General features: G+C 72.3%; 20 protein-coding genes. 8 read left to right on the top strand and 12 right to left on the bottom strand.

What is annotated here, in order from left to right; translation table 11 throughout:
• Window positions 1–5: 5 nt before the first annotated feature.
• From BLW84_RS19095 to BLW84_RS19085, 3 genes are all read right to left on the bottom strand, one after another.
• Window positions 6–221, bottom strand: coding sequence for a Trm112 family protein (locus BLW84_RS19095; protein WP_093267122.1), 216 nt, complete (start codon window positions 219–221; stop codon window positions 6–8).
• 71 nt (window positions 222–292) lie between these two features.
• Window positions 293–1642 carry a phosphomannomutase/phosphoglucomutase gene (locus BLW84_RS19090; RefSeq protein WP_093267120.1) on the bottom strand — a complete coding sequence of 450 codons (1350 nt, stop codon included), beginning with the start codon at window positions 1640–1642 and terminating at the stop codon, window positions 293–295.
• A gap of 107 nt (window positions 1643–1749) precedes the next feature.
• The gene (locus BLW84_RS19085; RefSeq protein WP_093267119.1) at window positions 1750–2109 is read right to left on the bottom strand and encodes a DUF3499 domain-containing protein; all 360 of its coding nucleotides are present in this window, start codon (window positions 2107–2109) and stop codon (window positions 1750–1752) included.
• Window positions 2110–2371: 262 nt separating this feature from the next.
• Between BLW84_RS19085 and BLW84_RS19080 the strand changes: the two genes are divergently transcribed.
• Window positions 2372–2845: a metallopeptidase family protein gene (locus tag BLW84_RS19080; protein ID WP_177226553.1), complete on the top strand. Its 474-nt coding sequence runs from the start codon at window positions 2372–2374 to the stop codon at window positions 2843–2845.
• Here the strand turns inward: BLW84_RS19080 and pdxR are convergent.
• Window positions 2829–4253 (bottom strand): MocR-like pyridoxine biosynthesis transcription factor PdxR, encoded by a 1425-nt coding sequence (gene pdxR, locus BLW84_RS19075; RefSeq protein ID WP_093267117.1) that lies wholly within the window; start codon window positions 4251–4253, stop codon window positions 2829–2831. The genes BLW84_RS19080 and pdxR overlap by 17 nt on opposite strands.
• Before the next feature lie 47 nt (window positions 4254–4300).
• Here pdxR and BLW84_RS19070 point away from each other — a divergent pair, with 47 nt between their 5' ends.
• Window positions 4301–4771, top strand: coding sequence for a carboxymuconolactone decarboxylase family protein (locus BLW84_RS19070; RefSeq protein WP_093267172.1), 471 nt, complete (start codon window positions 4301–4303; stop codon window positions 4769–4771).
• Window positions 4772–4838: 67 nt separating this feature from the next.
• Here the strand turns inward: BLW84_RS19070 and BLW84_RS19065 are convergent, their stop codons facing one another.
• Window positions 4839–7919, bottom strand: coding sequence for a glycosyltransferase (locus BLW84_RS19065; protein WP_245761236.1), 3081 nt, complete (start codon window positions 7917–7919; stop codon window positions 4839–4841).
• Window positions 7920–8018: 99 nt separating this feature from the next.
• Window positions 8019–8249: a WhiB family transcriptional regulator gene (locus tag BLW84_RS19060; protein ID WP_177226558.1), complete on the bottom strand. Its 231-nt coding sequence runs from the start codon at window positions 8247–8249 to the stop codon at window positions 8019–8021.
• A gap of 569 nt (window positions 8250–8818) precedes the next feature.
• On the opposite strand from BLW84_RS19060, the gene BLW84_RS19055 reads away from it, so the two are divergent.
• The 4 genes from BLW84_RS19055 to BLW84_RS19040 all read left to right on the top strand — a co-directional run bounded on the left by BLW84_RS19055 (window position 8819) and on the right by BLW84_RS19040 (window position 12513).
• Window positions 8819–9577, top strand: a complete 759-nt coding sequence (locus BLW84_RS19055; protein WP_093267170.1) for a site-2 protease family protein — start codon at window positions 8819–8821, stop codon at window positions 9575–9577.
• Between the two features lie 70 nt (window positions 9578–9647).
• Window positions 9648–10640 carry a 2-phospho-L-lactate transferase gene (gene cofD / locus BLW84_RS19050; RefSeq protein ID WP_093267113.1) on the top strand — a complete coding sequence of 331 codons (993 nt, stop codon included), beginning with the start codon at window positions 9648–9650 and terminating at the stop codon, window positions 10638–10640.
• Entirely contained in the window at window positions 10637–11980 is a 1344-nt protein-coding gene (locus BLW84_RS19045; RefSeq protein ID WP_093267111.1) for a coenzyme F420-0:L-glutamate ligase, read from the top strand. The genes cofD and BLW84_RS19045 overlap by 4 nt, the downstream gene beginning before the upstream one ends.
• The gene (locus tag BLW84_RS19040) at window positions 11977–12513 is read left to right on the top strand and encodes an NUDIX hydrolase (RefSeq protein ID WP_093267110.1); all 537 of its coding nucleotides are present in this window, start codon (window positions 11977–11979) and stop codon (window positions 12511–12513) included. Before BLW84_RS19045 ends, BLW84_RS19040 begins: the two co-directional genes overlap by 4 nt.
• Here the strand turns inward: BLW84_RS19040 and BLW84_RS19035 are convergent, their stop codons facing one another.
• From BLW84_RS19035 to manB, 3 genes are all read right to left on the bottom strand, one after another.
• Window positions 12514–12807 carry a hypothetical protein gene (locus tag BLW84_RS19035; RefSeq protein WP_093267108.1) on the bottom strand — a complete coding sequence of 98 codons (294 nt, stop codon included), beginning with the start codon at window positions 12805–12807 and terminating at the stop codon, window positions 12514–12516. It lies immediately after the preceding gene.
• A gap of 444 nt (window positions 12808–13251) precedes the next feature.
• A complete protein-coding gene (locus BLW84_RS19025) occupies window positions 13252–14163 on the bottom strand; it encodes a DNA-3-methyladenine glycosylase family protein (protein ID WP_177226552.1) in 912 nt (303 codons plus the stop codon).
• 22 nt (window positions 14164–14185) lie between these two features.
• The gene (manB, locus tag BLW84_RS19020; RefSeq protein WP_093267105.1) at window positions 14186–15283 is read right to left on the bottom strand and encodes a mannose-1-phosphate guanylyltransferase; all 1098 of its coding nucleotides are present in this window, start codon (window positions 15281–15283) and stop codon (window positions 14186–14188) included.
• 171 nt (window positions 15284–15454) lie between these two features.
• Here manB and BLW84_RS19015 point away from each other — a divergent pair, with 171 nt between their 5' ends.
• Window positions 15455–15802, top strand: coding sequence for a hypothetical protein (locus tag BLW84_RS19015; protein WP_093267103.1), 348 nt, complete (start codon window positions 15455–15457; stop codon window positions 15800–15802).
• Between the two features lie 50 nt (window positions 15803–15852).
• Here the strand turns inward: BLW84_RS19015 and BLW84_RS19010 are convergent, their stop codons facing one another.
• From BLW84_RS19010 to BLW84_RS19000, 3 genes are all read right to left on the bottom strand, one after another.
• Window positions 15853–16713: a glycosyltransferase family 2 protein gene (locus BLW84_RS19010; protein ID WP_093267167.1), complete on the bottom strand. Its 861-nt coding sequence runs from the start codon at window positions 16711–16713 to the stop codon at window positions 15853–15855.
• A 319-nt stretch (window positions 16714–17032) separates the two neighbouring features.
• The gene (locus tag BLW84_RS19005) at window positions 17033–18163 is read right to left on the bottom strand and encodes a glycosyltransferase family 4 protein (RefSeq protein WP_177226557.1); all 1131 of its coding nucleotides are present in this window, start codon (window positions 18161–18163) and stop codon (window positions 17033–17035) included.
• 103 nt (window positions 18164–18266) lie between these two features.
• Window positions 18267–19388, bottom strand: coding sequence for a glycosyltransferase family 4 protein (locus tag BLW84_RS19000; RefSeq protein WP_093267100.1), 1122 nt, complete (start codon window positions 19386–19388; stop codon window positions 18267–18269).
• A gap of 198 nt (window positions 19389–19586) precedes the next feature.
• Between BLW84_RS19000 and BLW84_RS18995 the strand changes: the two genes are divergently transcribed.
• Window positions 19587–20534, top strand: a complete 948-nt coding sequence (locus BLW84_RS18995; protein WP_093267099.1) for a glycosyltransferase family 2 protein — start codon at window positions 19587–19589, stop codon at window positions 20532–20534.
• The last annotated feature ends 223 nt before the right edge of the window (window positions 20535–20757 follow it).

Here is a 20757-nt window from a genome sequence, read left to right as displayed (position 1 = left end):
GAAAGTCACCCCTCCCCGGCCGCGCCGGGGGCCGGCCCCCCGACCGCCTCGTCCAGCAAGAGCACCGGAATTCCGTCCCGGACCGGGAAACCACGGCCGCAGGAGGTGCAGGTCAGGTAGTCGGCCTGCGCGTCATCGCCGAGCCCCGGCCGCAACGGCGCGTGCTCCGGGCACGGGCATGCCAGGATCTCCAACAGCTGTGGTTGCAGGTCAACGGCCACTTTTCCTCCCAAACTCACCCGCGCCGACCTCGCGGGCACGCACCGACGGCCATCGCGGCGACGCCGGGTCGTCATCCTCGGACGACTGCCAGCACCTCATCGCGCAGCGCGGCCATGGCGTCAGTGTCCCTTGCCTCCACGTTGAGCCGGAGCAGCGGTTCGGTGTTGGACGGGCGCAGGTTGAACCAAGAGCCGTCCGCCAGCTCCACGGTAAGCCCGTCGAGCTCGTCCACACGAGCGCCATTGCGGTCACCGAAGGCCTCGGCGACGGCGCGCATCCGGGCCTGCTGGTCGTCGACGGTGGAGTTGATCTCGCCGGAGGCGGCGTACCGCGAGTAGTCGGCCATCAGTTCCGACAGCGGCTGGTCCTGGCCGCCGAGAGCGGCGAGCACGTGCAGCGCGGCGAGCATGCCGGAGTCGGCGCGCCAGAAGTCGCGGAAGTAGTAGTGCGCGGAGTGCTCGCCGCCGAAGATCGCCCCGGTCTCGGCCATCGTCTGCTTGATGAACGAATGCCCGACCCGGGTGCGCACCGGCTTGCCGCCGTGCCCGGCGACGATCTCGGGCACGGCCTTGGAGGTGATCAGGTTGTAGATGACCGTCCCGCCGGGCTCCTTGGCCAGCTCGCGCACCGCGACCAGCGCGGTGATCGCGCTCGGCGAGACCGGCTCGGCGCGCTCGTCGACCACGAAGCAGCGGTCGGCGTCGCCGTCGAAGGCCAGCCCGGCGTCGGCTCCGACCTCGCGGACCTTCGCCTGCAGGTCGACCAGGTTCGCCGGGTCGAGCGGGTTTGCCTCGTGGTTGGGGAAGGTGCCGTCCAGCTCGAAGTACATCGGCACCAGCTCGATCGGCAGGCCGTCGAAGACGGTCGGCACCGTGTGCCCGCCCATCCCGTTGCCCGCGTCGACCACGACCTTCAGCGGGCGGATGCCGCTGATGTCGACCAGTTCGCGCAGGAAGGCGGCGTACTCGTCGACGAGGTCGCGCTGGGTGGTAGCGCCCTTGGCGCCCAGGAACTCCGGCACGCCGTGCGCGACCAGCTCCTTGATCTCGGACAGGCCGCTGTCCTGGCCGACCGGGGCGGCCCCGGCGCGGCACAGCTTGATGCCGTTGTAGCGGGCCGGGTTGTGGCTGGCGGTGAACATCGCGCCGGGCAGGTCGAGCCGCCCCGAGGCGAAGTACAGCATGTCGGTGCTGGCCAGGCCGATGTTGATCACATCGACACCCTGGCCGGTGACACCTTCGGCGAACGCCGCGGCGAGTCCCGGCGAGGATTCCCGCATGTCGTGCCCGATGACCACCGCCGGGCCGCCCACGAGCCGGGTGAAGGCTGCGCCGATCTCCCGCACCACGTCGGCGTCCAGGCCGTCACCGACCACCCCGCGGATGTCGTAGGCCTTGACGATCCCCGACAGGTCCCGCACGCTGCACCCTCCCTGTTCCGCCTCCGACGACGTGGCTCGAAGCCTACCGGCGATCGAGGGCGCGGTGGCGCCAGCTCGGCACACGCGAGCTGTTCGTCACGATCTATTCACTCGTCGATCGGATCGGGCAGCGCCCGCAGGTGTCCGCGCCGGCTGCCGCCCGGGGCAAGGCCCTGGGCCTCCACCGGCCGGTCCGGTCTGCCGGCCTCCCGCACGGCCTCCGCTAACGCGGTCAGGTCGTCGTCGGACGGTTCCGGTGGCGCGAATTCGCCTTCGTGCCGCACGACCTCCCAGCCCTTCGGCACGGTGAGCCGCAGCGCGTGCGCTTCGCACAGGTCGTAGCTGTGCGGTTCGGCGTAGGTGGCGAGCGGGCCGACGACCGCGGTGGAGTCCGCGTAGGCATAAGTGAGCGTGGCGACGGCCGGGTTGGTACACCCGGTCCGCGAGCAACGCCTCACGCTCCGCACGACACGCACGATAGCGCCCTCACTCCGGCGCGCGGCGCAGGCACGCGGAAACCGCTCGCGACAGCCCGCCCGAGCACCGGTTTCCGGCAGTCAGCTCTGCGCGAACAGCCAGCGGCGCGGTGATCGATTTGCGCGGGTTGTCCCGTCTCCGGAGCCCGGCGACGATCGAGGTCGCGCGCGGTCCGGGGCGTGGCGGGTGGCGCAACGCGAATCCTCCCGACGCTTGTCCCGACCTTGACCGCCGAAGGCGTACCCTCGGCCCGTGGTGACCGCACGTGGATCTCGGCGTCGAAGCCGCTTCCGCCGGGACCGGCGGGGCCGTGGCCTGCGCGGACCGCTGTACCCGTCCTCGGTTCCGGTATCGCGCAGCCGCTCGCAGCGGTTCGACGCGCTGGTGCTGGAGGCGCTCGAACCGATCGAACAGCGCTGGCACGCGGAGCTGACCCAGCTCGACGTGGCCGTCGACGAGGTGCCCGAGATCACCAGCACCACCCCGGAGAAGCTGGTCTGGGACGACGACGTGGTGGTGGACGCCAACGTGCCGCTGGCCCGGCTCGTCCCGGCGGGCGTGGACCGGCGCGGCCTGCCCACCCGGGCGCGCATCGTGCTGTACCGGCGGCCGCTGGAAGCGCGGGCCCGCGACGGCACGGACATGGCGGACCTGCTGCACGACGTGCTCGTCGAGCAGGTCGCGACCTATCTCGGCCTGGACCCCGACGTCATCGAAGGCCAGTGAGCTCCGCCAACGCATCCACCAGCACATCCAGTGCCGAGGCGTACGCGTGTTCGGGCGGCGTGGCGTAGCCGACGACCAGCCCGTCCATCGCGGGCATCGTGGCGTCCGGGTGGCGGAAGCCGGCGAGCCCGTCGAGGGCGAGACCCCGCCGGGCCGCGGCCGCGACAGCGGAGCGCTCGGAGCCCGGGGGCAGGCGGAGCACGGCGTGCAAGCCTGCGGCGACGCCGGTCGCGGTGACCTGCGGAGCACGTTCGAGGAGCCTCGCGACGAGCTGGTCGCGGCGGCGGCGGTAGCGCTGCCGCATGCGGCGGACGTGGCGGTCGTAGTGCCCGGAGTCGACGAAGTCGGCGAGGGTGAGCTGGTCGAGGACGCTGGCCCAGGCCTCGCGCTCACCCTTGACCGCCAGCACGTCGTCGACCAGGTGCTCGGGCAGGACCATCCAGCCGAGCCGAACCGCAGGCGACAGGCTCTTGCTGACCGAACCGATGTACAGCACGCGGTCCGGGTCCAGGCCCTGCACCGCGCCCACCGGTTCGCGGTCGTAGCGGAACTCACCGTCGTAGTCGTCCTCCAGGACCAGCCCGTCGCGGGCCCTGGCCCAGTCGACGACGGCGGCTCGCCGGGCCGGGTGCAGCGGGCCGCCGGTCGGGAACTGGTGCGCGGGCGTCAGCAGCACCGCGCGCACTCCTTTGCGGGACGGCAGTTCGTCGACGCGGGGCCCGTGCTCGTCGAGTTCGAGCGGGACCGTCCTGATCGACGCCTGGTGCAGCAGTTCGCGGTGGAAGGCAAGGCCGTAGGACTCCACGGCGAGCGGCCCGCGCAGGACGCCGGGGAACAGCAGGCGCAGCGCGTGCGCGAAGCCGGAGCAGATCACGATCTGGTCCGGCCGCGCCCGCACGCCGCGGACCCGCGAGAGGTAGTCGGCGAGCGCGCGCCGCAACTCGGGCCTGCCTTGCGGGTCGCCGGGGCCGAAGGCCTCGTTCGGCGCGGCGTTGATGGCTCGCCGGGCCGCGGCCAGCCAGGCGGTGCGCGGGAACGATGCAGCGTCCGGCTGGCCTTGCCGCAGGTTGTGCACCGGCGCCGGGACGCTTCGCGCTTCTTTCGGCGCACGGGTTGGTTTGCGCGGTTCGGCGCGCTGCGCGACGCGGGTGCCGGAGCCTTGGCGGGCGGTCAGCCAGCCCTCCGCGATGAGCTCGGCGTAGGCGGCGGCGACCGTGTTGCGGGCGAGGCCCAGATCCGCGGCCAGCGAGCGGTACGGCGGCAGCCGGGTGCCCGGCGCCAGCCGCCCGGATCGGATCGCGTCCCGCAGGGCACCCATGAGCACCGACCGGCGACTGCCCGGGCCCGACAGGTCCAGGTGCAGGTCGCTGCCCGCCCGCTCGGCCGAATTGACCCAAGAATCTGACACGTGAATGCACTCTACGGCCGGTCGATTCTCGCCATAGCGTGAAGCGCATGACGAACAGCGAAACCAAGCGACTCAACTTCGCGAAGTCCGCGCCGAAGGCGTTCAAGGCCCTGATCGGGTTCGACACCGCGGCGCGGGAAGGCCTCGACCCCGTGCTGGTCGAGCTCGTCCAGATCCGCGCGTCCCAGCTCAACGGCTGCGCGTACTGCCTGCACATGCACACCACTGACGCCCGCAAGGCCGGGGAGAGCGAAGAGCGGCTGCACATGGTGCAGGTGTGGCGGGAAGCCTCCGGCTTCTTCACCGAGGCCGAGCGGGCCGCGCTGGAGCTGACCGAGGCCGTCACGCTGGTGTCCCACGGCGGCGTGCCTGCCGACGTCTACGCCCGCGCCGCGGAGCACTTCGCGGAGCCGGAGCTGGCCCGGCTGCTCGCGCTGATCTTCACCATCAACACCTGGAACCGCATCGCGCTCAGCACGGCGAAGGTCCCGGACACCGACGAGCGCACCGCCGCCTGACGATTCGAAGCGACGCACCGGACCGGATTTTCCCAATTTCAGGCGAAATTGGGAAAAACCCGCCTGCTCAGTCGGCCCTCGGCTTCGCACGACGACGTTCGGGGAAGGCCGCGACGAGGGCGAACAGGACGAACGCCAGCTGCACGCCGAGGAATGCGGTGCGCGGCACCTCCGTGTAGCCGACCTGGACCTCGGCGGCGTTCTCCGGCAGCGGGATCGCCACCTGGTGGCCCCAGGCCGTGGCCAGCGGGAACGTCCGGCCGTCGATCCGGGCGTACCAGCCGGGCTCGTTCTCGGCGCCGAGGACCAGCGCCCGGCCGGCACCGCCCTCGGACATCCGGACCGTGAACAGGGGCAGCCCGGCGGTCACCTGCAACGGTCTCGCCTCCGGTGTCGGCGCGGGCTCGGTGCGCGCCTGCCGCGCGAGGTCCGGTCCGAGCAGCTCCACCGGACTGCTCGGCAGCAGCAGCCGCAGGACACGGTGCCCGTCGGGCAGTCGCTCGTGCTCGGCGACCAGCCCCGCAGCGACTTCCGGCAGCCGGGAATCGTCCAGTACCGCGATGAAACCGACGCCGCGAGCCGCCGACGCCGCGAGCGCGGCGCGCGTCCGCGCAGGATCGCCGGACTGCAGGTCGTCGTCGACCCGGCGGAGCCAGTCGATGGCCGTGTCGACCGGTGCGACGTCGTCGTCGCCGAAGCGGGGTGCGGTGCCGTCCATTAGTCGCGCGGGTTGCGGCCCGGGGTCGAGGACCAGCAGCGAACCGGGCAGATCCGCCGCGGTGATCTGCTGAGCGCGCAGCGGCCCGCCGACCGTGGCGAAGGCTGCCCCGGTCGTCAGCCCCAGCAGGCCGACCACCAGCACCGGCAGCAGGATCTTGCCGGGCACCCGCGGTTTCCGCGCCACCAGCACGATCCACCCGCACCCGGCCGCGGCGATCACCAGCGGTCCGCCGGTCCAGCCGGTCGTGCTCGGACCGCCGGTGATCGGTTCGGCGGCGAGGTCGTCCACCATCGCGGCCAGCGCCCAGCCGAAGATCGCGACGGCCGCGCCCGGCAGCATCCGCGGCGACCAAGCGGTGACCAGCGCGGCGACCGCAGCGAGCGCGAACAACGCGCCGACCAGGCTCGCCGGCGACCCATCGGGGCTCAACGCCAGCAGCCAGGCACCCGCCGGGACCTCGGTGATCCGCGCGCCAAGCCCGTGCAACAACATCTGCGGGTGGTGCAGGAGCACCGTGGGCCACGGCAGCAGGCACGCGACAGACAGCAACGCCACCGCCACCAGCCCGGCCACCCGGCGCCGATCGCGCGAACCCGCGCTCGGCAGCACGACGAAGGCGATCAGCGTCAGCACGATGAACGCGATGTGCAGCAGCGGCGCGAAGGCGCCCAGCACCGCGAGGCCCAGCGCCGTCAGGCACGCCGTTCCCAACCACTTCCCGCCGGACTGCCCGAGCACCGAAACGATCCCGGCGAGCAGCAGCGGAACCAGGATGTGCGCGACCACGACGTCCAACCGGCCCTGCCCGGCCGAAAGCGAAGCCGCTGGCAACAAGGCGTAGGCCCCGGCCGCGACGGCTCGCCGCAGACGCGACACCGGGAGCGCGCGCGTCGCGAGGTAACCGCTGATGCCCGCCAGTGGAGCGCCGAACAGCAGCAGCACCGACGCCACCACCGACGGTCCACCTAGGACAGTGCCGAGCAGCGCCAGCACCAGCAGCGACGGGGAAGCCGGTGCACCGGTGCCGCCGTTGACCGGGTGCCAGGCCGCCAGGTAGTCGCGCCATGTCGTCGCCAGGTCGGCCACCGGCAGCATCCGGCCGCCTTGCAGACCGGCCCCGAAGCGGTCGGCGATCAATCCGTTGGTGACGAGGGCGAACAGCACCAGCAACGCCGTCAGCACCACGGGCGGCGTCAGCACCAGTTCGCGCAGCACCCGCCAGCGGTCGACCGGCACGAGCAGCAGGTCCCGCCGGATCTCGTCCCGCTTCGACGGCGACGGCTTCGGCGCGCCGATGTCCGGCACCGGCACCACGACCAGCCCCGACCGGCCCGGCTTATCGGGCCGCGGCGCTTCGGCATCGGCCTTGATGAGCCAGCCCGTTCGCTCCCGGCCCAAGGCCAGATCGCGCCGCACCCGTTCTCGGACCAGGCCCTCGAACGAGGTGCGCGCCCAGTTCCGCAACCGCGCCGACCGGCTCGTGAACAGTCCTCGGACGCCGTGCCGGACCGGGATCGTCGCAGCGCGCGAAGCCCGGCCGGCCAGCAGTTTCAACCGCCCGCCGAGCAAACCGCGCAGCACCGAGAACTCGGCGCCCGCCTCGCTCCACCGCCGCGTCGCCGCAAAGCCGCACATCCGCAGCAAAGCCAGGCAGAACAGCCGCGGCAGGCCGAGCAGGAACGCCCACACCGGCGCGTTCACCAAGAACGTGCGAACCTGATCGGCCCGCTCCCCCGCCTGGGGGCCGCGCTTCGCGGCCGCATGCCGCATCCGCGCCCCGGGAACCCACCGGACGCCGTGCCCGTCCAGGTTGATCCGCCAGCCCAGGTCGACGTCCGCGCTGCCGCCGAGATCCGCGTCGAAACCGCCGAGCTGCTCGAAGACATCGCGCCGCACCAACGCACCGGCCGTGGTCACCGCCAGCACACCGGACGCCGGGGGCGTTTCGCCGACGAGTTCCGGGTCCAGTTCGGACGGTCCGATGCCGGTCTGCCGGTTCCCGGCGGCATCGGTGCTCAGGCCCGCGTCCACCACCAGCCGGGGATCCGCCCAGTCCAACCCGAGCGGGCCGAGCAGCGCCGCAGCCGAATCCTCCTCGGCGGCGCGCAGCAAGCGTTCCAGGCATTCCGGCTCAGGTGCGGAATCGTCGTGCAGCAGCCACAACCAGCGGCCCGGATCGGCTCGCTGCTTGGTCGCGTGCGCCAGGGCTTCCGCGACGGCGGCGCCGAACCGGGTGTCACGCGGCATCGTGAGCACGTCGTCGACGACTCGATTCCCGCGCGCCCGCGCCAGGAGTTCCGCGGTGCGATCGGTCGAGCCGGTGTCGACGGCCACCACGTGCCGCGGCTTCTCCGTCAGGTCGCCCAGCGCTGCGAGAACCTCCGGCAGCCACGATTCGCCGTCGTGACAGACCAACACCGCCAGCACCGGCGCGACCAAAGTGCCCTCCCGCTAACCTGATCCACTACCGCTGAACGGTAATGCACCAGGAGCGGAAGAAAACCCCTCGAAACGAACTCCGGCCGATCAGACCACGCGGCGCTTGAGCTTGCGGCGCTCCCGTTCGGACAGACCGCCCCAGATGCCGAAGCGCTCGTCGTGCTGCAACGCGTACTCCAGGCATTCGGAGCGCACCTCGCAGCCCGCGCAGATGCGCTTCGCCTCCCGTGTCGAGCCGCCCTTCTCCGGGAAGAACGCCTCCGGGTCGGTCTGGGCGCACAGCGCGCGCTCCTGCCATTCCTGTTCGTCGTCGCCCATCTCGAACAGCTCGGCCAGGACGTCGAGTTCCGCCGCGGTGGCGTCCCCACGCTCCGCGAGGCGGCTATCTCCTGATTCCCACATCGTTTGGTTTCCCCCGATTTCTCCCGTTCCCGCCGGCCCTCCCCAGGGCCGGAACAGGACGCACTCCGGATCGCAGGTCGCCCGGCCCCCGTTGGCCGGGAGCCCCGCGCTTCGACGGCGGCGGCGCCGTCGCCGATCGACCGCACCACCCGCCTCTCACCGCCGGCGGCGCTTCGATCGACCCGTGCCCGACCAGGTCTCCCGTACCTGATCGGCCGCCGCCTGCGACCATCCAACCGGCTTCCACCCGAGGAACGATCATTTCAGCGACGAATGACACTGCTGTGATTACACCCGTGTAGCTCCTTGCGGTCAAGCGGAGACCTTCCGTAGGGGGACAACCCGCGCAAGCCGCCTGATGAGCGCGTTCGGCGCATCGCCGGGTACTCCGCATGCAGCACCGGCAGGCCCCCATGATCATGGATACCACCGCGCGACCGGCCGTGCCGGGGACGGCCCGTGAGTCTTTCGTGGACACTGGGAGCGTGAGCAACTCCGCGGTTCGAGTGAGTCCCCTGTTCCTCGGCCTGGTCGGGCTGACCGTGCTGGGCGGCGTGCTCGCCACGCTCGAGAACAACGCCGCCCGGGTCGGGGGCGTGGTGCTGATCGTGCTCGGCGGCTGGGCGACTTCGTTGTGCCTGCACGAGTTCGGACACGCGATCACCGCGTTCCGCGGCGGCGACTGGTCGGTGCGCGCCAAGGGCTACCTGACGCTGGATCCCCGGCGCTACACCGATCCCGTCCTGAGTATCGTGCTGCCGCTGATCTTCGTGGCACTCGGCGGCATCCCGCTGCCGGGCGGCGCGGTGTGGATCAACCACCACGCGCTGCGGTCCCGGCGCACCGAGTCGATGGTGTCGCTGGCCGGGCCGCTGATGAACCTGGTGCTGGGCCTGCTGATCAGCACCGCCGTCGCGATCGTGCCGATGCCGACTGGGCTGGCGGCCGGGCTGTCCTACCTGGCCTTCCTGCAGGTGATCGCGTTCGTGCTGAACATCCTGCCGATCCCCGGCCTGGACGGGTACGGTGCGATCGAGCCGTGGCTGTCCGCCCCGGCCCGGCGGTTCGGCGAGAAGGCGCGGCCGTGGGCGCCGCTGGTGCTGTTCCTGCTGCTGATCGGGGTGCCGTACGTCGGCCAGGCGTTCTTCGGGCTCGCCTACTTCGTCTTCGACCTCGTCGGCGGCGACACGCTGCACAGCTACCTGGGGCAGGGCATGTTCCGCAGCATCTTCGGTTTCCTGTGATGCGTCCGCCTGCTGGACCGTCATCAGGTTCACGCCCGGGCTCGTGGGCGGGCGTGCGAGGATCGGGGCCGTGAAGGTCGTAGTTCTGGTCGGCGGGGTCGGCGGCGCGCGTTTCCTGCTCGGGGTCAAAGCGGCGTTGGGACTGCCCGCGATCGGCGAACCGCAGCAGCAGTCCGAGCACGAGATCACCGCGGTGGTCAACGTGGGCGACGACGTGTGGATGCACGGGTTGCGGGTCTGCCCGGACCTCGACACCTGCATGTACACGCTCGGCGACGGCATCGACACCGAGAAGGGGTGGGGCCGGGTCGACGAGACCTGGTCGGTCAAGGAGGAGCTGGCGGCCTACGGCGCCGAACCGACCTGGTTCGGGCTCGGCGACCGCGACATCGCCACCCACCTGGTGCGGTCCCGGATGCTGCGCGCGGGCTACTCGCTGTCGGCGGTGACCGAGGCGCTGTGCGACCGGTGGCGCCCGGGCGTGCGGCTGCTGCCGGTCACCGACGACCGGGTCGAGACGCACGTCGCGATCGACGATCCGGAGCAGGGCGACCAGCGGGCGGTGCACTTCCAGGAGTGGTGGGTGCGGTACCGCGCGGAGCCGAAGGCGCACGCGATCGTGCCGGTGGGCGCGGACGAGGCGAAGCCGACGCCGGCCGTGCTGGACGCGATCGAGCAGGCCGACGTGGTGCTGCTGGCGCCGTCGAACCCGGTGGTCAGCATCGGGACCCTGCTCGCGGTGCCGGGCTTCCGCGCCGCGCTGCGGAAGACGTCCGCGCCCGTGGTGGGGCTGTCGCCGATCATCGGCGGCCGGCCGCTGCGCGGCATGGCGGACGCCTGCCTGACCGCGATCGGGGTGGACAGCACCGCCGAGGCGGTCGGCCGGCACTACGGCTCCCGGCAGGACGCCGAGGGCATCCTGGACGGCTGGCTGGTGCACACCGGCGACAGCGCCGACGTGCCCGGGGTGCGGGTTCGCGCCGTGCCGCTGCTGATGTCCGATGTGGACGCCACCGCCGCGATGGCGCAGGCGGCCTTCGACCTGGCCCGGGAGGGGCGATGAAGGATCACGCGGCCGCGGGCGGGTTGCAGCTGTTCGCGGTGGGTGGGCTGCCCGAGTTCGGCCCGGGCGACGACCTGGCCGCGTCGATCGCGGCCGCCGCGCCCTGGCTCAGCGACGGCGACGTCGTGGTCGTCACCAGCAAGGTGGTGTCGAAGGTCGAGGGCCGCATGGTGACCACGCCGCGCGACCCGGAGCTGCGCGAGAAGCTTCGCCGCGAACTGGTGCTGGCCGAGGCCACCCACGTGCTGGCGCGCCGCGAGCGGTTCATGATCACCCAGAACAAGCTGGGCATCGTGCAGGCGGCCTCGGGCGTCGACGCCTCGAACGTGGCGCTGGACCAGATCGCGCTGCTGCCGGACGACCCGGACGCGTCCGCGCGCAAGCTGCGGGCCGGGCTCGCCGAGCGGCTCGGCGTGCAGGTCGCCGTGGTGGTGACCGACACGATGGGCCGCGCCTGGCGGGTCGGCCAGACCGACGTGGCGATCGGCTCCGCGGGCCTGCGGGTGCTGCACCGCTACGCGGGCACCACCGATTCGCAGGGCAACGAGCTGGCGGTGACCGAGGTCGCGGTGGCCGACGAGATCGCCGGGGCGGCCGACCTGGTCAAGGGCAAGCTGGGCTCGGTCCCGGTCGCCGTGGTGCGCGGGCTGACGACCGCCGACGACGGGTCGACCGCCCGCGACCTGACGCGGCCCGTCGAGGAAGACCTGTTCCGGCTGGGCACCGCCGAGGCGCTGGCGCAGGGCCGCCGCGAGGCGGTGCTGATGCGCCGCTCGGTGCGGGCGTTCGCGGACGGCCCGGTCGACGCCGACGCGGTGCGCCGCGCGGTCGGCGCCGCGCTGACCGCTCCCGCGCCGCACCACACCCGGCCGGTCCGGTTCGTCTGGCTGCGCGATCGTCCACTTCGGACGAAGCTGCTGGACGCGATGCGCTCCGCCTGGCTGACCGACCTGCGCGCCGACGGGCTCTCCGAGGAGGCCGCGCAGCGCCGGGTCGGCCGCGGTGACCTGCTCTACGCCGCGCCGGAGCTGGTGCTGCCGTTCCTGGCCCGCGAGGGCGCGCACGCCTACCCCGACGAGCTTCGCGCCGACGCGGAGCGGCAGATGTTCACCGTCGCGGGCGGCGCGGCGGTGCAGGGCCTGCTGGTGGCGTTGGCGGCCGAGGAGCTCGGCTCGTGCTGGGTGTCCTCGACGCTGTTCTGCCCGGAGGTCGTCCGGGCGGCGCTGGACCTGCCCGACTCGTGGGAGCCGCTGGGCGCGGTGGCGGTCGGCCATCCCGCGGAGGCGGTCGGCGGGCCGCGGGAACCGCGGGAGCTCGACGGCGGATTGGTGGAGCTGTGAGCGGGCCGCACGCGGACGCGCTGCGCGTCCTCGGCGATTGGCGACCGGCCGATCCGCAGCAGGACGCCTTGCGCCACGCCTTCCTGACCTTGCTGGACGCCCGCGCGGACGCCTGCCTGCGGGCGTGCGAACCGGGCCACGTGACCGCGTCGGCCGTGCTGCTCGACGCGGCGGGCGAGAACGTGCTGCTCACGCTGCACCCCCGGGTGGGGATGTGGTTGCAGCTCGGCGGCCACTGCGAGCCGGCCGACACGTCGCTGGCGGGGGCCGCGCTGCGCGAGGCGACCGAGGAGTCCGGTGTGGACGGTCTGGTCGTGGAGCCGGAGCCGGTGCACCTGGACGTGCACCCGATCACCTGCTCGCTGGGCAAGCCGACCCGCCACTTCGACGTGCGGTTCATCGTGCGGGCCCCGGAAGGGGCCGAGCCGGCCCGCAGCGACGAGTCCCTGGACCTGCGCTGGTGGCCGCTGGACGCCCTCCCCGAAGGCTCCGACATCGGACCCCTGATGGCCGCCGCCCGCGCCCGCAGGTGATTAAGCGGATTCCCTGAAAACTGCGGCTTCCAGCCGCCGCACGCGCTCTTCGATGTTGTTCCGGCCAGCTTCGGACAACGCCGACTCGATCAGCACGCGGATCCACGCCGTAGTCTTCATGTCCTCCTCGGCGGCCCGCGCCCGCACTCGATCCAGCAGGGACTTCGGCAACCGCAGCGAGGTAGTGATCATCGGATCCGGCGGGGCCGGCTCGGTTTCCCAATGGCCGGAATCCATTTCGGCACTCATGTCGTGGGTGTCGTAGTACTGAGCGAGCTCGTCCAACTTCGCCATGTCTCTTACCTTCCCTTACGCCGGAAGGTGCGGCGCTCTCTGTGGGTCATTTCGCGTGCCGTCACCACATACCAACGTCCGTCCATCCCGTCGGACAGTACGACTAGCAGATAGCGACCAGCGTGGGTGCGGCCGAACAGCAGCTCCACCTCGTCGGGCCGGGGAACCACCCACTGCGGCCGGCTGTACACGACCTCCTCCACTTCGCTCGGCCCTACGCAGTGCCGGGCTATGTGCTCCTCGGATTGCTCCGTCCAGACAATTTCACGCACCGCCAGAGTAGAACACGACGCATTGCATCGCAATGCGTTCTTGTGGCACGACTTGATCGACTTTCACTCGAAGAGGTCGAGAGCAATCGGCTGATCCGCACTCCTCGACGATTTCCTCGCTATCGGCGACCCACCAACCGGATCGAACCCGGCGAGGCGTGAACGGAAGCCGTCACATGGTGCGGTAGTTGCGGACCGGCATTCTCGGGGCGAACCGGGGGCGTTGGACGCCCGCCGCGCCGAGGTAGCGGACCGCGCGGTGGCGGTGGCCCTCGTACGGGGCCAGGGCTTCGAGCATTCCCTCGTCGTCCAGGGGGCGGCCGACCAGCGCCGTGCCGACGATCGTCGGCAGGTGGAAGTCGCCGACGCTGACCGCGTCCGGGTCGCCCCAGGCTCGCTGCGCGACCTCGGCCGCCGTCCACGGGCCGATGCCGGGCACCTTCTGCAGCAGCTCCCGCCCCGCGACACCGCGCAGCTCGACGGCCCGTTCCAGCCGCCCGGCCACGGATGCGGCGGCGAGCAGCGTGCGGCGCCGGGCTCCGTCGATGCCCGCCCGATGCCACTCCCAGTCCCGGATCTGACGCAGCTGCAACGGATCCGGTGCCGCCCAGAGCCCCTCGACCGGTCCCGGGGCGCGGCTGCCGAAGCGCCGGCAGAGCTCCCGCCAGGACCGCCACGCCTCCCGGTTGGTGACCTTCTGCTCCAGCACCGCGGCGACCAGGACGTCCCAGACCCGGCCCGATGCGCACAACCGCACGCCCCGCGATGCGCGCCGACCGCGCTCCACGACGTCGTGCACCGCGACGAAACCGCTGTCGTCGTCGGAAGCGCCGAGCAGGTCCGGCACGTTGTCCAGCACGAAGCTCGCGCCCTGCCCCCACGCCGTTGCGGTCACCGTTCCGGCATGGTCCTTCTGCAACCGCAGCGTCGTCGGGCCGACCGGTGTCGTGGTGGCCCACCACACCTCACCCGACGCGTCCACGCGCGTGGCCGGATCACCGCTCCCCCGGCGCAGCGGGGCCAGCACTCGCGGCAGGTCCAGCGGATGCGACGGGCGCCAGGTTCGGGTCAGGGCATCGCTCATGTCCCCCCGACGGTACGCCCGCTCAGTCCGCGGAGAAGCGGACGCCGCCGGCCGGCAGCTCGACGCCGGGCCACACCCGCACCCCGCCCAGCAGCTCGCAGTCGGCGCCGATCCGCGCGCCGTCACCGATGATCGCGTCACGCAGCACGGCGCCCGCGCCGATCGTCGCGTCGTTGCCGATCACGCACCGCTCGACCACCGCGTTCCGCTCGATGCGCACGCCTTCGAAGAGCACCGATTCCGCTACGCGCGCACCGGATTCCACCGTGCTGCCCGCGCCGATCGCACTGCCCCCGCAGACCTCCGCGTCCGCGGCGACCTCCGCGCCGTCCAGCACCAGCGCTTCGCCGCGCTCGCCGGGCAGCGCGTTCGACGGCGCCACGCCGAGGACCAGGTCCGCGGACGCCCGGATGAACGCCTCCGGGGTTCCCATGTCCAGCCAGTACGAGGTGTCGACGTGGCCCTGCACCCGCGCGCCGGAGGCGAGCAGTTCCGGGAACGTCTCGCGCTCCACCGACACCGGACGGCCCGCCGGGATCGTGTCGATCACCTCGCGCCGGAACACGTAGCAGCCCGCGTTGATCTGGTCGACCGGTGGGTTCTCGGTCTTCTCCAGGAACGCCGTGACCCGCCCGTCCGCGTCGGTGGGCACGCAGCCGAAGCGGCGCGGATCGGCGACCTTCACCAGGTGCAGCGTCACGTCCGCCGCGGCGCTGCGGTGCGTTTCGAGCAGATCCGTGAGATCCACCCCGGAGAGGATGTCGCCGTTGAACACCAGCACGTCGTCGGCGCTGAGCCGGTCCGCGACGTTGCGGATCGCGCCGGCGGTGTCCAGCGGTTCCGGCTCGACGACGTACTCCAGCCGCAGGCCGAGTTCGGATCCGTCGCCGAAGTGCTCGGCGAACACCTCCGCCTTGTAGGACGTGCCGAGCACCACGTGCTCGATGCCGGCAGCCCGGATCCGGGACAGCAGGTGGCTCAGGAACGGGACCCCGGCGGTCGGCAGCATCGGCTTGGGCGCCGACAAGGTCAACGGCCGCAGCCGCACGCCCCGACCACCTACCAGCACGACCGCTTCCGCCGTCGGCGACGCGGCCGGGTCCTGCGCATCCGCGGACATCGGCGTTGATCCTCCTCTACCTGATGCACTTCAGTGACGAAAACCCATTGGGGGGAATACTCTGGCAGGGCCAACGGCATAATGAGCACTGGGCCCGCCCGCAGCGGCCGTGCCCAGTCCGACGCCCGCCAACGCGGACCACCGACTGCGAACGACTGAGAGGGCATCCCCATGGACCCGCGCCTCCGAGCCGACGAAGCACTTGCTCGCGCGCGGGCACGCGGCGCGTTCGTCGTCACCCCCGACAATGCCACCTCGCCGATGGATGCCGCGAGCACCGTGCGCATCCCGCGCGATGTCGTCAGCCAGGCCGACCCGGCGGACACCACGCAGGTGCTGCCCGGCGGTCACCCCCGGCAGCAGCCGCAGCGGCAGGAGCCGCAGCACGGTGGCTGGCCGACCGAGGATTACGAGCAGGGCCAGCAGAATCTGCCGCCGAACCCGTACCAGGCGCACCGCGCCCCGCACGAGTTCGGGCCGCTCGGTTCGCAGGCCGGCCAGCACTACCCCCAGCACTAGGACCGGTTTGCAAGCCCGCACCGCCACGCCAGCCACTCCGGAGGCAGTCGTCAGCGGGTAGCGATGCGGGCGCGGGCGGTCAGCGCTGCGCGCAGGGCGAGGCGCAGCGGTGCCCAGGCCGGCCCCGGGTAGCGGTCCGCGAGGTAGCGGTAGGCGCTGCGGTGGTGCTCGACGAGCATCCGCTTGGAGGCGCCCGCCGTGGAGTGCCCGCCGATGTGCATGATCTCCGCGCTCGGCACGTAGACGTTCAGCCAGCCCTTCTTCCCGAGCCGGTCGCCGAGGTCGACGTCTTCGAAGTACATGAAGTAGCGCGGGTCGAAGCCGTCGATGGAGTCGAAGGCCTCGCGGCGCAGCAGCAGGCAGGAGCCGGACAGCCAACCGGCGGGCCGCTCGGTGATCGTCGTCTCGGACTGGTGGTACGCGCGGGACCACGGGTTCTTCGGCCAGATCTTGGCGAACACCGCGTGCCCGGCGCCGCGGCCGATCGACGGCAGCAGCCGCGCCGACGGGTAGACCTCGCCGGTGGGCTCCTTGATCAGCGGGCCGAACGATCCGCCGCGCGGCCAGCGCTTGGCCGCATCCAGCAGTTCGTCGAGCGAGCCCGGCTGCCACTCCAGGTCCGGGTTGGCGACGACGACCCAGCCGAATTCGTCGCCGAGCTCGGCGACGCCGCGGTTGGCCGCGCCACCGTAGCCGAGGTTGCCACCGGTGGGCACGAAGTCGACATTCGCGCGCTCCGCGGCTGCCCGTTCGGGCACGCCGTCGGTGGAGGTGTTGTCGGCGAGGATCACCCGGACCGGGCGCTCCGTCGCCTTGGTCAAGGTGTCGAGGAACTGCTCCAGGGTCTCGCCCGGGGAGTAGGTCACGGTGACAACGGCGACTTCATCGCCGTAGGTGCGCGCGTCGGTCACGCCGACAATTCTGCCGAACGGCGCCGACCGGACAGGCACCCGATCGGATTTCCGGCGGAGAACACCGCCACCGAGCCGGCGGACGGCCCGTTTCCGCTGCTCAGCGCCCGCGGGTACGGATGACGCCGGCTCAGCCGCCGCGGACTTCGATCTTGAAGCGGCGTAGCCGCTCAGCCCACCTGCGCAACCGGCACCGTCGCCGATTCACGGTGCCCGCTCCTCCGGAGGTCTCCCAGGAAAGCCCTCCACGACGTATTGGACATGTGCGTGCCGCGGATCCGCACCGCCCCGCAGAACGAGTCCGGAGACAGGTTCCTGGTCAGCGGGTTCGGAGGTGGATGTGGTGGGCCCTGGCGAAGGCCTCGCGGTGCTGGGTCGCGCAGGCCGCCCAGGTGAACTCCTTCGCCCGGCGCTGGGCCGCCGCGGCGAGCGCGGCGCGGCGGGCCGGGTCGTCCAGCAGTTCGGTCAGGCCGTTGGCGATCTCGCCCGCTCCCACCCCGCAGTAGGCGACGGCGTCGCCGCCGACCTCCGGGAGGCTCAGCCGCCGCGTGGTGAGCACCGCGGCGCCGCAGGCCATCGCCTCCAGCACGGGTAAGCCGAAGCCCTCGCCGATGCTCGGGTAGGCGACCAGGTGCGCGCCGCCGAGGAACCCGGCCAGCTGCTCGAACGGCAGGTAGCCGGCCCGGATCACCCGGATCCGGTGCGGCACGGCCTCCAGCGCCCGTTCCACGCGGGTGTCCCAGCCCGGCTGACCGGCCAGCACCAGCGCGGGCGAGTCGGCGCGACCCTGGCAGGCGATCGTGAAGCCGCGGATCAGCGCGGGCACGTTCTTGCGCGGCTCCAGCGCGCCGAGGAAGGCGACGTAAGGCTGGTCGTGCAGGCTCAGCCGCTCGCGCACCGCCTGGATCTCCTCCGGGGTCGGCGGGTGGAACCGGTCCGGGTCGACGCCGTGGTACATGACCGGCATCCGGGCGCGGTCGGCGCCGACGGAGCGGGCCAGCTCGGCCGCGGTCGCCTTGCTCGGCACGATGCACAGCGTCGCGCGGCGCAGCGCGGTGCGCGTCCACGCGCGGAAGAACCTGGCCTTGACCGGCGAGTGCACCGCGGGGTTGGTGAAGAACGTCGCGTCGTGCAGCGTGACCACCGATGCGGCCGGGTTGGCCAGCGGCGTCGTGTAGTGCGGCGAGTGCAGCACGTCGATCCCGAGCCGGCGCACCAGCAGCGGCAGGGTCGTCTGCTCCCAGGTCAGCCGGGCCGTGCGGGTGGCGACGGCCTCGGTGGCGGGCACCACGTCGGTGTGCAGGGCGATGGCCGCGTACATCTCCGCGTCGCGGAGCTGGCAGGCGACCGTGAGCCGGGCGCCGTCCGCGTCCAGGGCAGCCAGCAGGGAGTCGACGTATCGGCCGACACCGCCTCGATCCGCTGGTACTGCGGTGGCGTCGATGAGGATGTGCGGATCGCCTCTGTGCACCAGAGCAGATTACGGTGCGGATGGGTGAACCTGCGTCGAGTCGGCGAAAATGTGTTCTGCCCTGCTATGCCCGGTGCGGGTCCTAATCCGCGCCGCCGGGATCCCCGGATCGGGTGGCGATGTCGAGGTGCTGCCGCCAGACCTGCCGCGCCGCTTGCGACCAGGTGAAATCCGCGACCCGTCGAGAACCCGCGGCGATCAGCGCGGCCCGGCGCTCGGGCTCGTCGACGACCTCGCGCAGGGCGGCGGCGAGCGCGGCCGGGTCGGCCCGCGGCACCGTCACTCCTGCCCCGCCCGCGACCTCCACGAGAGCCGGTGCGTCGGAGTGCACGATCGGCACGCCGAGCGCCATCGCCTCGACGAGCGGGAGGCCGAAGCCTTCCGCGAGGCTCGGCGCGGCCAGCGCCGTCGCGTTCCGCAGCAGCGCCGCGAGTTCGGCGTCGGACACCGACTCCAGCACCCGCACGTGCTCTGTGCCGCAGTCGGCGGCGATCCGCAGCACGTCGACATCGCCCCAGCCGCGGCGGCCGACGATCAGCAGCGGCACATCCGCGGCAGCGGGCTCGGCCATCGCCCGCACCAGGTGCTCGTAGCCCTTGCGCGGCTCGATCGTGCCTATCGCCAGCACGTACTTCTCGGGCAGCGCCAGCCGTGCGGCGATGGCCGGGTCGGGTTCGGCCAGCAGCGACGGCGTGACGCCTTCGCCGATGACCTCGAGCCGCGCGCTGACCGGGACGCGCTTCGCGAGATCGGCGGCCACGACGGCGGTCGGCACGACCAGCGCGTCGGCGTGCCGCGCGGCCCTGGCGATCGCCCGTCGGTGCCAGGAAACCCCGCGCGGCGTCAGGGTTTCCGGATGCGTCCACGGAACCGTGTCGTGCACCGTCACCACCAGGCCGCGCCCGCGCTTCGCGGGCGGCGCGAGCGGCGTCATGGCGTGCACCGAGTCACCGCCCGGCCAGAACGGGACGCCGCGTTCCCAGGCCGCGATCAGCGCGCGACGCGGCAGCGGCAGCACCCGAGGCCCGAGCACGCCGGGAACCCGCGCGGCCTCGGGATCGCCGCCGCGGCTGATCACGCTGCTCAGCTCCCACCCGCTGGGCGCGGTTTCGGCCATCGCGCGCAGCAGTTCCCGCGTGTAGCGGCCGGTTCCGCCGGGAACCGGCGCGAGCAGCTGCTCGGCGATCGTGACTAGCTCGGGCACCCGCCCAGCTTCCCACGCCACCTCACGGCCGGAGTCCTATCTCGGGCGGGGCGCAATCGCACCGACCCGGGACGACGACGCTCCGTATCTTTTGCCCACCACTCCGTGAGCATCGGGTGTTTTCACGAGGACTCGACCGTCGCGATTTTGCGCGACCAGCGGCGGACACCGGATCGCTGGTGCGTAACGTCTTCGGGCGTGACGGCATCGGAACGGGTGCGCAGCACCGTTGTCGTGGTGACCTGGCGAGGGCGGGACCACATCGAGGCGTGCCTGGACGCGCTGGCGGCCCAGGATCGTCCACATCGGACACTCGTGGTCGACAACGCCTCCGACGACGGCACGGCCGGCCTGATCGCCGCCCACCCGTCGGCCCCGGAGGTCCTGCGGCTACGCCGCAACACCGGCTACGCCGGTGGGATCGCCGCTGCGCTCGACCGAATCCACACTCCTTTCGTCGCGTGGCTCAACGACGACGCTGCGCCCGCCTCCGGCTGGCTCGCGGCGCTCGAAGCCGCGCTCGACGCGGACGGCTCCGCCGCCGCCGCGTCCTCCGTGCTCCGCACGCCGGACGGCCGGGTGCAGTCCGCCGGCGTGCGCCTCACGGCCGACGGCCACGGCGCTGACGCGCCTGATGCCTCCGGCGGCGTGTTCGGCTTCTGCGGCGGGGCGGCGCTGCTGCGCACCGCCCACCTCCGTTCCGTCGGGGGTGTTCCGGCTCACTTCTTCTGCTACTACGAGGACACCGACACCGCGTGGCGGCTGCGCCTCGCGGGGCACCGGATCGTCCCGGCTGCCGACGCCACCGCCTCGCACCTGCACGGCGCGACGACGCTGCCGGGTTCGGCGCTTTTCCACCGCTGGAACGAGCGGAATCGCCTGCTCACCCTGCTTCGCTGTGCTCCCGCTCCGGTCGCGGCGCGGGAGCTCGCCCGCTTCGCGGTGATCACCCTCGCCCTGCCGTTGCGCCGGGCGACCGGGGCTCGTTCCGTTCCTGACGCGGCGAACTTCCGCGTCGCCTTGCGGCTCCGCGTGCTGGCCGAGGTCGCCGCCGGTCTACCGGCGGCGTTCCGCGCCCGGCGACAGATCGGCCGTACGGCGCGGGTTCCGCGGCGCGAGGTCTGGAACACCTGGGCAGGAGCCTGAACCCGGCACCGTCACCAGCCGACGAGCGAACGGCCCGTTCACCTCGCTAGACGGAGTAAACAGGCCGTTCACACCACACAACACACCGACACGCGCCGACACGCCCCGGCATGTCCTGATCTCACCGGACGCCGGACCAGCTCTGATCAAACTCATCGTGCGAGCGCCACCGAGTCGCCGTGCGAGGCGAACGGTCCGTTCACCTCACGAGGCGGGTTCGCTT

The sequence above is a fragment of the Saccharopolyspora shandongensis genome (genome assembly GCF_900106995.1).
Classification (GTDB): Bacteria; Actinomycetota; Actinomycetes; order Mycobacteriales; family Pseudonocardiaceae; genus Saccharopolyspora; species Saccharopolyspora shandongensis.
Note: the sequence above shows the minus strand (reverse complement) of the source record. Positions and strands in the feature narration are given on the sequence as shown.